The following is a 15,028-nucleotide window of genomic DNA, read 5'->3' on the forward strand; positions in this document are numbered from 1 at the left end:
AACCATGCTGAAAAACCTTGTTGTCGCTGTTTCGCTCGTGGCCGCGACGTGGCTGTGGGGCGGCCGCGTACAAGCCGAAGAGCCGACCAAGCTCAGGATCGCCGGCATTCTTTCGGCGGGCAAGGAAGCACCGTGGGAATCATCCTTCGTGAGTTCCATGGACCGGATCATCGCCGCCAAGCCCCACGGCCTCGACATCGAGGTCAATTATACCGAGAACGTTTACGACAATGCCGAGCAGGTGTTCCGCACCTATGCTGAGACCGGCGACTACGACATCTTGTTCGGCGACACCGCCTATGCAGATGCGATCGAGAAGCTGAAGGACGAATTCCCCGATACGATGTTCGTCATGAGCGGTTCGGGCAATCGCGGACTCGGCGGCAATGCCTATTGGATATTCGTCCACGCGCACGAGCCTGCCTACGTGATGGGGCAACTGGCCGGCAAACTCACGAAGTCGAATGTCATCGGCGCCATCTCCACCTTCCCGGCCGAAGATACCAACGATCAGATCAATGCCTTCTTCACCAGCGCCAAGGAAGCGAACCCAAAGGTGAAACAGAAGATCACCTTCATCCAGTCCTGGTTCGATCCGGCTAAATCGAACGAGGCGACCTCGGCGCAGATCGCCGCCGGCGCGGACATGATCTACCAGATGTCGGGCGCCTTCGAGGTTTGCGAGGAGCGCGGCATAGGCTGCTTCGGCAATTATGTGGACATGTCGAAAGTGGCGCCGAAGTCGATCGTCGCCTCCACCATCGTCAAATGGGATCCGCACATTAATTGGATCATCGATGAATGGTGGAAGGCAAAGACCATGAACGCCAAATTCGACGCGCCGAAGGAACCAAGGTGGTTCAGCTGGCAGCAGGGTTCGGGCGACCTCATCCTCAATCCTGCCTGGGAAGCCAAAATGCCCGATGACGTAAAGGCGCTTGCGGCTGAAACGGCCAAGGCCATCCAGGGCGGCAAGAAGAAAATCGAGCTCAATGTGAACGAGCCGAAATCGGACTGACGCCGGAGGTGGTGCCGGGCCGATCCGAGATGAGCAAGATACCGCGCCTGTCGGTTCGGCACCTGACGAAGCGTTTCGCTGCGCTTGCCGCCAATGACGACGTCTCGCTCGACGTCATGCCCGGAGAATTGCATTGCTTGTTGGGGGAGAATGGCGCAGGCAAGTCGACACTGTCGTCCTGCCTCTACGGGCTCTACCAGCCAGACGCCGGCGAAATTCGGGTGGACGGCAAGACCGTCCAGCTAGGCTCGCCGGGCGAAGCCATCCGCGCCGGCATCGGTATGGTGCACCAGCATTTCGTCTTGGTGCCCAACTTCACTGTGCTGGAGAATGTGGCGGTAGGAACGGGCTCCGGCTGGCGGCTGGGCCGGGCTGAGGCTCTCTCCAGGATCGAGACGATCTGCTCCACCTACGGCATCTCGCTCAACCCACACCGGCACGTCGGCGACCTTTCCGTCGGCGAACAGCAATGGGTCGAGATCGTCAAGGCGCTCTACACTGGCGCCAGACTGCTTATCCTCGACGAACCGACGGCGGTGCTGACGCCCGAGGAATCGCGCCGCCTGTTTGCGATCGTGCGGCGGCTCACCAGTGAAGATCTGTCGGTCGTGCTGATCAGCCATAAGATGTCGGAAGTGATGCAATCCGACCGGGTCAGCGTGCTGCGCAAGGGCAGACTGGTCGGAACGGTCATAACCTCGAACGTCAGCCGCGACCAACTCACCACCATGATGGTCGGCCGCTCCGTTGCGGCGCCGGCGCGCGCCGCAGATGCGAAAGCGACCGGCGAGACGGTGCTTTCGGTGCGTGGGCTCACGCACCTGCGCGATGGAAGGCCCGTGCTGGACAACGCATCGCTCGACATCGCAGCCGGCGAGATCGTCGGCATCGCCGGCGTTTCCGGGAATGGCCAAGACGAGCTGTTCGAGTGCCTCGCAGGCCTCGCCGCGCCCGACGGCGGCACGGTCTTGCTCGATGGCGAAACTCTGCAGGCGTACTCACCGGCGACGATTGCTGCGAAAGGCATTGGCTACGTGCCCAGCGACCGCTTCCGCGACGGGCTCGTTGCCGATCTCGATATCGGCGAGAATCTTGTCCTTGGCCAACAATGGCAAACGCGCTGGCGCAATGGGCCATTCATCGACACCGCGGCGCTCGACGCAAATGCGCGCATGGTCATCGCTGCCTATTCGATTGCCGCAACCGGGCCGTCGTCACCCTCTCGCAAATTGTCTGGCGGCAACGCGCAGAAGGTCATCCTCGCCCGCGAGTTCGCCAAAGCGAAGCGGCTTCTGATGTGCAACCAGCCGACGCGCGGACTCGATGTCGGCGCCATCGAATTCGTTTACCGACAACTCCTGCACAAGCGCGACGAAGGCTGCGCCATCCTGCTTGCGAGCGAGGAACTGGAGGATCTTTTCGCTCTCAGCCGTCGTATATGTGTGATGTTTCGCGGCCGCATCCTTGCGGTGCTCGATACGGAAAAAACCACCTATGACGAAATCGGCAGCCTGATGGCCGGCCATGGGAGCGAGGCTGCGGCGTGACCGGTTTCAATCTCGTGGAGTGGCGCCTCGAGCGCCGGCTGGAACCGCGGCCGACCGCGCGCATCGTTGCACTTGCTTTGGCGGCGATCGCGGCGGTTTTGGTTTGCAGTCTGCTTTTCGCCGCCGCGGGCGCCAGCCCGGGTGCCGCCTTCACGGCTCTCCTGAAAGGCAGCTTTGGCTCGTTGCGCGCCGCCGGCGAAACGCTGGTCAAGGCAACGCCCCTGATCTTCACCGGTCTTGCCGCCTGTGTCGCCTTCCGCGCGCGTATCTGGAACATTGGCGCCGAAGGCCAGGTTTTTGCCGGCGCCATGTTCGCTTATTGGGCGCAGCACAATCTCACCGGATTTTCGCCTTTCATCCAAATTCCTGTGGTTATAATCGGTGGCATTGTCGGCGGCGCACTCTATGCCGGCCTTGCGGGCGTGCTGAAGACCCGCTTCTCGGTCGATGAGGTGATCTCGACCGTCATGCTCAACTACATCATCGTCTATGTCCTTTCGCTGCTGCTGCTGCGCGGCCCATGGAGCGAGGCGGGCGCCTTCTTCGAACAGACGCCGAAGGTCGATCCGGGCTCGGTGCTTCCGTTGCTGTTTTCCGGTTCACGCCTGCATTCCGGCTTCCTGCTGGCGATTGTGGCGGCTGGCTTGGTTCACATGCTGTTGACGCGCACACCGCTGGGCTATGAGATCAAGGCTGCCGGGTCCAACATGCGCGCGCTCGATGTACAGGGCACCAATACTCGAAGGCTGGTCATAGTTGTGCTTCTGGTTTCCGGCGCGCTTGCGGGGCTCGCGGGGATCACGGAAGTCTACGGCGTCCATTACCGCCTGAAGGCAGGCGTAATAGCAGGTTACGGCTACAGCGGCATCATCGTGGCCATCCTCGGCCAATTGCATCCGCTTGGCGTCGTCGTTGCCTCGGTGCTGTTCGGAGCGTTGCTCAACGGCGCTACGCTCATGCAGATCAAGACCGGCGTGCCCTCGGCGCTGATATACGCCATCCAAGCGATCCTGCTTTTGTTCTTCCTAGCTGGCTGGGCAGCGTGCAATTTCCGCCTGCGGAGGGTCGGCCGTGCTTGACGCACTCTTTCAAACCTCAATCCTGGTCAGTGTGGCGGCGGCCACCATCCGCATCAGCACCCCGCTCCTGCTCGCCGCACTTGGCGAACTTATCGCCGAGCGCAGCGGCGTCTACAATATGGGTCTTGAGGGCATGATGCTGATGGGAGCCTTCACCGGCTATCTCGCCGCCTATGAAAGCGGGTCGTTATGGCTGGGCGTCCTCGCTGCCGGATTTACCGGCGCGCTGATGGCTCTCGTCTTTGCCGTGCTGGTGATCACGCTGAAAGTAGAGCAGATCGTCACCGGTCTTGCCGTCAACCTGCTCGGCGCCGGCCTTTCCACATACTGGTTGCGTTCCGCTTTCGCTGGCGACGGCAAGACGCCGACCATCCCCTTCTTCGCCGATGTGCCGGTGCCGGGGCTGAGCGATATTCCCGTGCTGGGCCCCATCCTGTTTGACCAGCGGGTGCTGACCTACATAGCCTTTCTGATGGTGCCGGCGGTATGGCTCTTCCTGTTCCGGACGCGTTATGGACTGATCGTGCGCTGCGCCGGCGACAATCCCAAGGCCCTCGATGTTAAGGGGGTAAAGGTCGCGCCGGTGCAATATGCCGCCGTGCTCTTCGGCGGCCTGATGGCGGGCGTTGCCGGCGCGTTTCTCTCCGTCGGCCAGGCGGCGCGTTTCGTGCCGGACATGACCAACGGGCGCGGCTGGCTGGCCATCATCATCGTCATCGCCGGCCTATGGCGCCCCTACCCGATTTTCGTGGCGGCTCTGGTGTTCTCCTTCCTCGACGCGCTGCAATTGCAAATCCAGGGCGTCGGTATCGCCATTCCCTACCAATATATGTTGATGATGCCTTATGTTGCGGCGATCGTTGCGTTGATGATCCGTCGCTCGCGGACCAGCGCACCGGCTATGCTGGGCGTGCCGTACAGGCGGGAATAGGGTGGTCGGTTTTCATTCTGCTGCTGTAAGGCTGCCTGTACGTAGCTGCCATGCGGCATGGCTCAACCCGTGACCGCGGCAGCAAGCTTCCAGCAAGATCGACCGCTTTGGCGAAGCCGGTATTGTAGCCCAACCCGCCCAGGTAGGGAGACCTGACCGTCAGTCACGGGACGTCACAGGGCAAGCAATTTGCCGCCCTGGAAATCTGGATCGTTGGAACTCGACTATCCCGCTGGTGGTTAGCCAGAAGGCTGCATAAGCCTCGCTCAGGAACGCCAGCCACCACTGCCGAAGTGACCTGAACTACGGAGCGTCGCCAGCAGGATGTTGGCTGCTCCGCGTTGATCAATCTTCGCTTGCTCACCAAGCGGAGACGCATTCCAGGCAGCCAGTTCTGACACCAAAAGAGCGGTATCCCCGTCTACCGATGCGCATCTAAGTTGTCCGTTCTTCCCCATCACGATTATAGCTGTACCTATCACGCCATATCCAATCGCAGCTATCCGCTGGACCCAGGTATCGCCGTCAACGCGGACATCGAACAGAACCGACCCTTCGGTTTTTTCCGCAGCGTCCGCCACACGATCACAGAACGGTTGATTGAGGCCTTCGATGTTGCCGAGTGACTGCTCAAACAAGGCCAATTCGACATGCTCTGCCACCATAGCTGTGAGAGTGCGCGCTAGCTGGCCCAATCAGCAAGACACCAGGACCCATTATCCACAGCAGCCACAGCTGGTCCCCTTTTTGCCTACTTAATGCTCCCCCCGTCGGACCGCGAGCCGGGCGACGGCCTCTATGGCTTGGTCGACCTCGTCCGTCGTGGTGTAGTGTGACAGACCCAGCCGTGCGACGCCTTTTTTCGCGCGGTCCAAGCCTGCCGGAGGCTCATGGCATAGAGTCGCCGGCCCAGCCGAAGATGTTTCCTCAGCCAGCGCAGCCGCGTTTTCCAGCGGCGAGCGATTGGCCAGCGGCGAGGTGCCTGTTGAGCGGCAGATTCAGGGCCCTGATATCTGCGCACGCGGCACATCTTGCCCACCCCGGTTGATCGCCTAAATGTTTGGTCCCGGCATTTGCTGGAGCGGATTGAGTCTGAAGCGTTCCGGCTGTGACGCCCACGCCTTGCAGATGAACTCGTAGCGATCCTTCCGCAGTCAGCCTCCGGTTCAGCGGTCAGCTTCACTCCAATTTCTTCAAGCGATTGCGGGCCTCATCTATTCTCGGCACTACAATTGTCAGCCTACTGAATCCAGCATTCTCTTTATCACGGAAAATTTGAAGGTTCGCGCCTGCGACGCCACGCCATATGGATCAACCCCGGCATGGGACGGTCATCAGGCCCCGGGTCGAACAGGTGAGTATAGAACTTCTCTCCACCGCTCATGCTTGGATGTTGCGAGTGCGTCGAAAATTCCTTGGATTTCCGTTGTGCGCGTCCTTCCAAGTCACCAGCATCTGCAATTAGAGAACGTTTGGCTTCGTTCCAAGATGGTTCCCGGGCGGCAGCGCAAAGTCCGCTCGGCGTGCACACCATATGTGTCTCAGCTCGGCCCTTTTTTACTTTGCGTTGGATTCAAGGTGAAATTAGGGGCCGCAAGCGAGAGGTCGGCTTTCGGCATCAAGCGGGCTAAGCAGTCATTCAACTCCTGGCCTCAAGCAGCTCATGCACGCTCCACTTGACGGTGCGTGCCGCCCCAGCCGATGTCGGGTTCATCTATGTCGACGGCGAGACATGCCTTTGACCACGCTTATTGGGGGCGCCGACTGGCGAGCCGCTTCGCCATCATTAGCGATGGAACGGAAAAGAAACCATTCTGCATAAGACTGCTGCTTTTCGACGCACCTTTTCGAAACGTCGGAACGAGCGCTTTTCGCGCAGGCCTCGATGCCCCCATAGGTGAACCGGTTCATGACGAGTCTGACAATACGCCACCGCATCCTCGTCAGTTTCGCTGCCGTTCTGGTGGTTATGTCCGTGATCGCCGTTATCGCGTACGCCTGGTTTCTTCAGGCGGAGCGGGAGGCAACTGAGGTCGAGAAGGGCATCCTTCCAGACCTCTATCACAGCACCGAGATCATGATGGGGCAGATGAAGGCACATAGCCTGCTTCAGGAATATGCCCTCCAGGACAACCCGTCGGATAAAAGCACGCTTGAAAGCACGATCGCGACCAATCGCGACCAAGTGCGGCGGTTGATGGACGAGTATGAAGCAACGATCGTCTCCGACATCGACAAGCAGAATTACGCAGTCGTCAAAGAACTCGCCAACCAATTTCGGCTGGCGGAAACTGCTGTGCTGGACACGAGCCGAGCTGCCTTGTCGAAAGGTGAAACTCCCAATGAAAGCCCGGTCATCAAGAACACGGTAGAGCCGATCTTTGTGAAATTGCAGTCCGCTCTGCAAGCCATGCTCGAGGATCACAGAGGCGAGGCAAACAGCGCGACGCAGCGAATCAGCTCAATCGTTAGCACGGCGGAAGTCGGTTTGAGCGTGGGCTTGTTGATAGCCCTCGGACTAGCCCTTCTTTTGGGTTACCAGCTGTTCCGCGCTATCACAGCTCCGCTCACACGTTTGGTCGACGCAGTTCAAATGATACGGCAAGGCGACTTCAGCGAACGCCTCGATCTGAGGCGCCGGGACGAATTCAGCGTGCTTGCCGACGGCTTCAACGCAATGGCAGACGATCTCACAACTCTTATTGGTCAGGTACAAAGGTCCAGCATACAGGTCGGCACGTCGATAACTGAGATTGCTGCAACCTCCAAGCAGCAGCAGGCAACAGCGACTGAAATCGCCGCGACCACAACTGAGATCCGCGCGACAGCCAAGGAAATTTCCGCCACTTCAAACGAGCTGGTTCGCACGATGAACGAGGTCTCGACAGTTGCCGAGCAAACGGCGGCCGTCGCCGGCGGAGGGCAAGAGGGGCTGACCCGTATGGAAGGAACCATGCAGCAGGTCATGGACGCGGCGGGTGCGATCAATTCCAAACTCGCGATCCTGAGCGAGAAAGCTGGCAGCATCAATCAGGTGGTGACGACCATCACCAAAGTGGCCGATCAGACGAACCTGTTGTCGCTCAACGCTTCCATCGAGGCTGAGAAGGCCGGGCAATATGGCCGGGGCTTTGCAGTGGTGGCGACAGAGATCCGAAGGCTTGCGGACCAGACGGCCGTCTCCACTTACGATATCGAGCAGATGGTCAAAGACATCCAGTCGGCAGTCGCTGCCGGTGTGATGGGCATGGACAAGTTTTCCGAGCAGGTCCGCCGGGGCATGCACGAAATCCAGCAGGTCGGCGGTCAACTCTTCGAGATCATCCAGCAGGTCCAAGGGCTGGTGCCACGTTTCGAAGTCGCCAATGAAGGCATGCAAGCACAGGCGATCGGCGCGGGACAGATAAGCGACACGCTAACCCAGCTAAGCGAGGCAGCTCAGCAAACAGTCGAGTCCCTTCAGCAATCGACGCTCGCGATCGACGAGCTCAATCAAGTCTCAGGCAGCATGCGAAGCAGCATTTCAAGGTTCAAGCTGAGAGCACAGTGAACTGGCAGTAGGAGGTGATAATGTTATTCCTCGCCTTCAGTATGGGTTCGGATCGCTACTTGATCGATGTCCACCAAATTGAAGAGGTGCTGCCCTATATCGATGTGAAAGTTCTGCCGGGTGCGCCAACCGGTGTGGTGGGCCTGGTCAATTATAACGGAATACCCATTCCCCTGATCGATGTTACTCTTCTCGCGCTTGGCCGGCCATCGGAGCGCCTATTGAGCACCCGGATCGTTGTTACGCGCTACCCGGCGCGAGATGGCGAGCAACGCCTGCTTGGGTTGGTCGCGGAACGGGTGACGGATACGGTCGAGCGAGACCCTGCCGACTTCGCGCCGTTCGGCCTCGAGCCAGAAACGCCGTCTTATCTTGGTCCGGTGGCTTCGGATGGCACGGAGATCATTCAGTGGGTCAAAGCGGAAGCGCTGCTTTCGGAAGAGATTCGTACCGCATTGCTCCGCCAGGCCGCGATGAGTGTTTAATGACCGGCGCAATAGAAAAGCTCCTGATGGAAACCATTGGACTGGACAGTGCCAGCGTTGGCCCGACAGTGGTCCGTCAGGCGGTCAGAGACCGGATGGCAGCGTGCCGGATTGCCAATCCTCAGGCCTATAGGGAACACTTGACCGGTTCCCCGCAGGAGCTGCAGGAGCTGATCAATGCGGTGGTGATCCCGGAGACTTGGTTCTTTCGCGACCGAGAAGCGTTCACGATGTTGGCGCGGCATGCGCGCGTGCACAAGCGTGCTCAGCCGACAAAAGTCTTGAGCCTGCCATGTTCAACCGGTGAAGAGGCCTATTCGGTCGCAATGGCCATGTTCGATGCCGGCTTTGAAGCGCACGAGTTCAACATCGATGCGGTGGACGTCAGTACCCGCAATATCGCGTTGGCTGAACGTGCCGTCTACGGGCGCAATTCCTTTCGCGGCAGCTATCTCGAATTCAGGGACCGCTATTTCGAAGCGGTCGAGGGTGGGTTGCGGCCCAGTGCTGCGGTGCTGAAACAGGTTCGCTTCAGGGTCGGCAACCTATTCGGTACTCGCGCAATTTTTGGGCAAGAGGTCTATGACATCCTACTCTGTCGGAATTTGCTGATCTATTTCAATCGCGAACTGCAGGATCGCGCATTGACCCGCCTGAAAGATCTCTTGGCCACGGACGGACTTCTTCTGGTCGGTCCCGCGGAAGCAGCACTTCCAAGGCTGCATGGCTTTATTTCCGCTGAATGGCCCTTGGCCTTTGCCTTCCTGGAATCGGAGCCCATCAAGGCCGCGGCGCCGACAACTGCTATCCCGGTGCGGACATCAACCCCGAAGCTCAACAAGAGCAAGCCCGTTCTTCCGCCACGACTGACCGTCGGCAAGGAAAACAGTGCGCCGGCCCTGGCCAAGCCCGTTGATCAGGTCTCGGAAAGCCTAGTCGCGGTTGAACGGATCGCCAATGCGGGTCGGGTAAAGGAGGCACAGGAGGTCGCCCTCGCCCATCTCGAGAAATTCGGTCCTTCCGCGCAAATCTTCTACCTGCTGGGCCTCGTTCAGGATGCGGATGGCGCTGCATCCAAGGCCGCGCAAAGCTATCGCAAGGCACTCTATCTCGCGCCAAATCATCGAGAGGCTCTGGTCCACCTGGCTTTGCTGCTTCGCAAGCAAGGCGACCACAGCGGCGCCGAGGCGCTGGCCGGAAGGCTGGTCCGGGTCCAGAAAAGGAGCGGCACCTGATGCCGGCTTCGACAAGGATCGCTCTGCCAGTGGAGCAGATTGAAATCGACGACTGCTGGCGGCGGATAGGCGTTCGGGGTGACAAGTCCTGTCCCCAACTGGAGCAGCATCTCCACTGCCGGAATTGCCCGACCTATAGGAAGATTGCACGGCGCCTCCTTGATCGTGCGGCGCCCTCGGCATATCGCGGCGAATGGCCTGATGACGCTGGTCGTGCAGCGGTCGTTTCGGCGGACGATGAAGCGCCGCAGACGGCCGTTCTCTTCCGGTTGGGGCACGAATGGCTGGCGCTTCCAGCTGGCATTTTTCATGAAGTGGCTGAATCCCGTCCCGTTCATTCCCTTCCACACCGCAGGAATAGTGCAGTGCTCGGCATCGCCAATGTCCGGGGCGAATTGCTGATTTGCCTGTCGCTCGCTGAATTGCTCGGGATCGACGAACCCAAGGAGGAGGAACAAGGCAGACAAGCCAAGATATTTCGCCGCCTCGTCGTGGTGGGCGAGCGGGACAAGCGGGTTGCTTTCACGGTTGATGAGGTCCACGGCTTACATCGCTACCGGGCACGCGACACTCTCGCCGTGCCAGCTACGATCGGCAAGACGCTGTCGGCGGCTACTGTTGCCGTTTTGCCCTGGCGGGAACGGGCTGTTGGCTGTCTCGACCCGGGACAACTGCTCACGATGATGGATCGGAGCATGGCATGACAGATGAGGACTTCAGCCAGGTTTCGATGTTGAGCCTTTTCCAGGCCGAACTGGAGACGCAATCACAGGCTTTGACCTCCGGCCTTCTGGCGCTCGAACGCGATCCTGTCGCCACCGACGCACTGGAAGAATGCATGCGGGCCGCGCATTCGCTGAAAGGAGCAGCCCGCATCATCGATCTGACGCCCGCCGTCAAAGTTGCAAATGCAATGGAAGATTGCTTGGTCGCCGCGCAACGTGGGCATCTGAGGGTACGCAAGGAGCATATAGATGCGCTTCTGCAAGGCTCTGACCTTCTGAAATTGATCGCATCGGGATCATCGAACGAGAGCGTCAACCCGGAAGTCGAAAGCTTTCTGGCGAAGTTCGAGGAACTGTCCCTCCCCGAACCCGCACCCCAAGATTCGGCAGCTGATTTCGCAATCCCAGAGCATAGCCGAAAAGTGCCGGCGGCAACCTCGTCAGCGAACCCCCTTGTCGAGCCGAAAGCTCAAGCCCGAGGGAGCATCGGCTCAGATAGAATGGTTCGGGTGACGGCAGACAGCCTGAACCGATTGCTCGGTTTGGCCGGCGAGTCGCTGATGGAAGCTCGGCGGCTCAGGCCATTCGCTGACGGGCTGCTGCGGCTGAAGCGCCTTCAATCAGACATCGCAAGTGCGTTCGACAATCTTGATGCAGTGCTGCTGCCGGTCGCAAAAGATGCGGCTGTGGTGGAGGCGCTGGTTGAAACGCAGCGAAAGCTTCGGTTGAGCCAAGCCTTCTTGGCGGAGCGTCTCGATGAGTTGGATTCAGTCGATCGGAAAGCCACCGATCTTGCCAACCGATTGTACGAGGAGACGTTGGCGAGCCGGATGCGACCTTTTGAAGACGGGGTGAGACACTACGCAAGAACGGTCCGCGACCTCGGTCGTACACTTGGCAAGCAGGTGCGACTGGAGATCGTAGGCGGCTCGACCGGCATCGACCGCGATATCCTCGAGCAGCTGGATGCCCCCTTGGGGCATCTTCTGCGCAACGCGGTAGACCATGGGCTTGAACCGCCTGATGAGCGCCTCGCAACCGGCAAACCCGAAGAGGGACTCATCAGGCTCGAAGCGAGGCACAATGCCGGACTGCTGCAAATAGCCGTGGTGGACGACGGCAGAGGGATCGAGCTCTCGAAGCTGCGCGAGACTGTCGTCGCCCGGCAGTTTGCAACCAGGGAAAGCGCCGACGCGCTCAGCGAAACGGAATTGCTGGCATTCCTTTTTCTGCCCGGCTTTTCGATGAAAGTTGGCCTGTCCGACGTCTCCGGCCGTGGCGTGGGACTCGACGCAGTGCAGGCGATGACGAAGGAGGTCCGCGGAATCACGAGCGTCTCCTCGGAATTTGGTCGAGGAACCCGGTTTCAACTGCAACTGCCGCTGACGTTGTCAGTCCTGCGCACCTTACTCGTCGAAGTCGATGGGGAGCCCTATGCGTTTCCACTCGCTGCCATCTCCAAGACAATGAAATTGCAGCGGATGGAGATCAACCTCCTGCAGGGCCGCCCGCATTTTCGCTTGAACGATCGACAGATCGGGTTGGTGACAGCGCGCGAGGTGCTGGATCGAGGAGAGTCTGCGTCCGAACCAGAGGAACTCTCGGTCGTCGTGGTGGAAACGGGTCGGGGGGAAGCCTACGGCCTAATCGTCGACCGTTTTCTCGGGGAACGCGAACTGGTGATCAGACCTCTCGATTCCCGGTTTGCCAAGATCAAGGACATCAGCGCAGCGGCCCTGATGGAGGACGGTTCGCCTGTTCTGATCTTCGACGTCGATGATCTGGTTCGATCGGTGGAAAAGCTTGCGTCGTCCAGCGGATTTCGAGCCCTTCGGCGAGCCGCGGGCGGTCCCGGACCGAGCAGACGCAAGCGCGTGCTGGTGATTGACGATTCACTCACGGTTCGCGAACTCCAGCGCAAGATGCTGGGCAATCACGGTTATGACGTCGAAGTGGCAGTCGACGGTATGGACGGGTGGAATGCCGTCCGATCTGGTCCTTTTGATCTCGTCGTCACTGACATAGACATGCCGCGCATGGATGGTATCGAACTGGTGAGCCTGATCAGAAAGGACGCCCATCTCAGGAACACACCCATCATGATCGTTTCATACAAGGATCGGGAAGAAGATCGCTCGCGCGGGCTTGACGCCGGTGCCGACTATTATCTGACCAAGAGTACCTTTCAGGACGAGGCGCTGATCCATGCCGTCGTGGACATGATCGGCGAGGCGACTGAATGAGATCGAAATTGGCGACCAACGAATGAGAATTGGCGTAGTCAACGACATGCCGATGGCGGTTGAACTTCTGCGCCGGCTGGTCATGTCGACCGGCGAACACCAAGTCGCATGGATTGCGACCAATGGGCGTGAGGCGGTCGAGGTCTGCAGACGTGATCTGCCGGATCTGATACTCATGGATCTAGCGATGCCAGAGATGGACGGGGTGGAAGCGACCCGCAGAATCATGGCGGAAACCCCATGTTCAATCTTGCTGGTGACAGCCAGTATCGAAGCCAACGTCGCCGGCGTCTACGAAGCGATGGGGCATGGCGCGCTCGACGCCGTCGATATTCCCTCAGTCGGCATCGAAGGTGATGCGTCCTCGCAATCCGCACGGCTGTTGACCAACAAGATAGCAACGATCGGCAAGCTGATTGGCGATGCGCCGGGCAAGGCAAGAAGGAGGATGTCCCGTGCGGCTGAGCCGACAGCTCGACGGCTAATTGCAATCGGTGCCTCTGCTGGCGGGCCGGCCGCCGTTGCCGCAGTCCTGAGCGCGTTTCCCGTTGATTTCGCCGCCGCCATCGTGCTCGTACAGCATCTCGATGCCCAATTCGTTCCAGGCCTTGCTGATTGGCTCGGCCAGCATACGCCTCTCCCGATCCGTCCAGCGCGGGAAAACGATAGTCCTCAAGCGGGCACCGTTCTCATTGCCAGTTCCGCGAATCATCTGGTTTTCAAGTCAGCTCAGCAACTTGGCTATACGCCTAGCCCCGAGGACAGCGTTTATCGGCCGTCCGTAGATGTGTTCTTCGAAAGTGCCGCGCAATGGTGGCCTGGCTCGGTGATTGGAGTCCTGCTCACAGGCATGGGCAGGGATGGTGCGCACGGGTTGAGACAGCTCCGCGACAAGGGGCATCTCACAATCGCGCAGGATAGAGCAACCAGCGCCGTCTACGGCATGCCGAAGGCCGCCGCCGATGTCGGCGCGGCTGTTGATATTCTTCCTTTGAGTGCGATCGGCTCACGCATAATCGAAGCCCTTTCAGCGCTCCAGGTGAAAGGGTTCGTCCGATGACGCTAGAACCACAGCTGGTCCCACCACTTGCAGATAACTATTCATCCATGGTTCTGCTCATCGATGACCAGATCATGGTTTGCGAGGCGGTCAGGCGCGCTCTAGCCAGCGAGCCTGATATCTCGTTACACTTCTGCACCGACCCATTGAGAGCGATCACGGTCGCCGACGAGGTAAAGCCAACCGTCATCCTGCAGGATCTCGTCATGCCCGGGGTCGATGGGCTGCATCTGGTGCGAGAATACCGGAAGCATGCTTCGACACGCGCGGTACCAGTCATTGTGCTGTCGAGCAAGGAAGACCCAGCCACCAAGGGCGAAGCGTTCGCTGCGGGAGCGAACGATTATCTCGTAAAGCTTCCGGATCGTATCGAGCTGATTGCACGCGTTCGATATCACACGCGGGCCTATCTGGATCACGTCCAGCGAGAAGCTGCATACCGAGCGCTAAGGGAAAGCCAGCGACAGCTGATCAGTGCTAATCTCGAGCTTGAACGTCTGACGCGGATCGATGGCCTGACGGGCCTCGGCAACAGGCGCTATTTTGACGAATATCTGGCGTCTGAATGGAAGCGTGCTTTTCGCGCACAATCCCCATTGTCGCTGTTGATGATCGATGCCGACAACTTCAAACGATACAATGATACCTATGGCCATATGGCCGGCGACGAGGTGCTCAAGCAAATCGCCCGCGTAATCCAGAGCGGTTCCGGCCGTTCCACCGATCTCGCTGCGCGGTACGGAGGCGAAGAGTTCGTCATCGTGCTGGTCGACACTTTACTGGAACAATCCAGTGCGATCGCAGAGCAGCTCGTCCAGAGCGTGCGGGAGCTGAACATACCCCACGGCTCGGATCGCGTGACCATCAGCGTTGGCGTCGCAACAGCGGTGCCCACCGAGAACGAAACGCCGAAGGATTTCGTCAATGCCGCCGATCTGGCTCTTTTTCGTGCCAAATCGGAAGGACGAAATCGTGTTGCGCTTCAGATGTCCCGCGCTTGACGGGTGGCTAGGCAAACTGTTGGGCCATGCAAGCCGTATTGCCGGTCGTGAGCTCATGGCGGCAGGATGCTACACTTTCGCCAATTGCATGATAGCGGACGTGCTGCGGCCGCCGACCTGTCGGCCTATCCGAATACCGCAGCAGGCTCCAAAC

The 15,028-nt window shown here is 59.5% G+C and carries 12 protein-coding genes; 11 read left to right on the forward strand and 1 reads right to left on the reverse strand.

All coding sequences use genetic code 11. The features are described 5' to 3' along the window. Positions 1–4 precede the first annotated feature (4 nt). From FJ979_RS15260 to FJ979_RS15275, 4 genes are read left to right on the forward strand one after another with little or no spacing between them, the layout of a single operon-like run. Positions 5–1,018: a BMP family ABC transporter substrate-binding protein gene (locus FJ979_RS15260; protein ID WP_140581957.1), complete on the forward strand. Its 1,014-nt coding sequence runs from the start codon at positions 5–7 to the stop codon at positions 1,016–1,018. A 29-nt stretch (positions 1,019–1,047) separates the two neighbouring features. Further along, the gene (locus tag FJ979_RS15265; protein ID WP_140581960.1) at positions 1,048–2,565 is read left to right on the forward strand and encodes an ABC transporter ATP-binding protein; all 1,518 of its coding nucleotides are present in this window, start codon (positions 1,048–1,050) and stop codon (positions 2,563–2,565) included. Next, on the forward strand, positions 2,562–3,644 hold the full coding sequence (locus FJ979_RS15270) for an ABC transporter permease (RefSeq protein WP_224681965.1): 1,083 nt from the start codon (positions 2,562–2,564) through the stop codon (positions 3,642–3,644). Before FJ979_RS15265 ends, FJ979_RS15270 begins: the two co-directional genes overlap by 4 nt. Beyond that, the gene (locus tag FJ979_RS15275; protein WP_140581962.1) at positions 3,637–4,575 is read left to right on the forward strand and encodes an ABC transporter permease; all 939 of its coding nucleotides are present in this window, start codon (positions 3,637–3,639) and stop codon (positions 4,573–4,575) included. Before FJ979_RS15270 ends, FJ979_RS15275 begins: the two co-directional genes overlap by 8 nt. A 266-nt stretch (positions 4,576–4,841) precedes the next feature. Here FJ979_RS15275 and FJ979_RS15280 read toward each other — a convergent pair whose 3' ends face one another. Then, entirely contained in the window at positions 4,842–5,219 is a 378-nt protein-coding gene (locus FJ979_RS15280) for a hypothetical protein (RefSeq protein ID WP_224684749.1), read from the reverse strand. A 1,265-nt stretch (positions 5,220–6,484) separates the two neighbouring features. Between FJ979_RS15280 and FJ979_RS15290 the strand changes: the two genes are divergently transcribed. The 7 genes from FJ979_RS15290 to FJ979_RS15320 are packed head-to-tail and all read left to right on the forward strand — an operon-like array spanning position 6,485 to position 14,874. Further along, a complete protein-coding gene (locus tag FJ979_RS15290) occupies positions 6,485–8,125 on the forward strand; it encodes a methyl-accepting chemotaxis protein (protein WP_140581965.1) in 1,641 nt (546 codons plus the stop codon). A gap of 20 nt (positions 8,126–8,145) precedes the next feature. Beyond that, a complete protein-coding gene (locus tag FJ979_RS15295) occupies positions 8,146–8,610 on the forward strand; it encodes a chemotaxis protein CheW (protein WP_140518206.1) in 465 nt (154 codons plus the stop codon). Further along, complete coding sequence (locus FJ979_RS15300) at positions 8,610–9,845, forward strand: protein-glutamate O-methyltransferase CheR (protein WP_140500723.1); 1,236 nt, start codon at positions 8,610–8,612, stop codon at positions 9,843–9,845. The genes FJ979_RS15295 and FJ979_RS15300 overlap by 1 nt, the downstream gene beginning before the upstream one ends. Then, positions 9,845–10,549 (forward strand): chemotaxis protein CheW, encoded by a 705-nt coding sequence (locus FJ979_RS15305; RefSeq protein ID WP_140581968.1) that lies wholly within the window; start codon positions 9,845–9,847, stop codon positions 10,547–10,549. Before FJ979_RS15300 ends, FJ979_RS15305 begins: the two co-directional genes overlap by 1 nt. Then, complete coding sequence (locus tag FJ979_RS15310) at positions 10,546–12,813, forward strand: hybrid sensor histidine kinase/response regulator (protein WP_140581971.1); 2,268 nt, start codon at positions 10,546–10,548, stop codon at positions 12,811–12,813. Before FJ979_RS15305 ends, FJ979_RS15310 begins: the two co-directional genes overlap by 4 nt. A gap of 22 nt (positions 12,814–12,835) precedes the next feature. Beyond that, positions 12,836–13,873, forward strand: coding sequence for a chemotaxis response regulator protein-glutamate methylesterase (locus FJ979_RS15315; RefSeq protein WP_140581973.1), 1,038 nt, complete (start codon positions 12,836–12,838; stop codon positions 13,871–13,873). Between the two features lie 47 nt (positions 13,874–13,920). Further along, positions 13,921–14,874: a PleD family two-component system response regulator gene (locus FJ979_RS15320; protein WP_281406002.1), complete on the forward strand. Its 954-nt coding sequence runs from the start codon at positions 13,921–13,923 to the stop codon at positions 14,872–14,874. The last annotated feature ends 154 nt before the right edge of the window (positions 14,875–15,028 follow it).

The organism is Mesorhizobium sp. B1-1-6, assembly GCF_006443035.1.
Classification (GTDB): domain Bacteria; phylum Pseudomonadota; class Alphaproteobacteria; order Rhizobiales; family Rhizobiaceae; genus Mesorhizobium.

What these genes read in the sequence shown, in the direction of transcription:
- FJ979_RS15305 (WP_140581968.1), top strand. Translation starts at nt 9,845, where the DNA reads ATGCCGGCTTCGACAAGGATCGCTCTGCCAGTGGAGCAGATTGAAATC.
- FJ979_RS15315 (WP_140581973.1), top strand. Translation starts at nt 12,836, where the DNA reads ATGAGAATTGGCGTAGTCAACGACATGCCGATGGCGGTTGAACTTCTG.
- FJ979_RS15310 (WP_140581971.1), top strand. Translation starts at nt 10,546, where the DNA reads ATGACAGATGAGGACTTCAGCCAGGTTTCGATGTTGAGCCTTTTCCAG.
- FJ979_RS15265 (WP_140581960.1), top strand. Translation starts at nt 1,048, where the DNA reads ATGAGCAAGATACCGCGCCTGTCGGTTCGGCACCTGACGAAGCGTTTC.
- FJ979_RS15260 (WP_140581957.1), top strand. Translation starts at nt 5, where the DNA reads ATGCTGAAAAACCTTGTTGTCGCTGTTTCGCTCGTGGCCGCGACGTGG.
- FJ979_RS15300 (WP_140500723.1), top strand. Translation starts at nt 8,610, where the DNA reads ATGACCGGCGCAATAGAAAAGCTCCTGATGGAAACCATTGGACTGGAC.
- FJ979_RS15295 (WP_140518206.1), top strand. Translation starts at nt 8,146, where the DNA reads ATGTTATTCCTCGCCTTCAGTATGGGTTCGGATCGCTACTTGATCGAT.
- FJ979_RS15320 (WP_281406002.1), top strand. Translation starts at nt 13,921, where the DNA reads ATGGTTCTGCTCATCGATGACCAGATCATGGTTTGCGAGGCGGTCAGG.
- FJ979_RS15290 (WP_140581965.1), top strand. Translation starts at nt 6,485, where the DNA reads ATGACGAGTCTGACAATACGCCACCGCATCCTCGTCAGTTTCGCTGCC.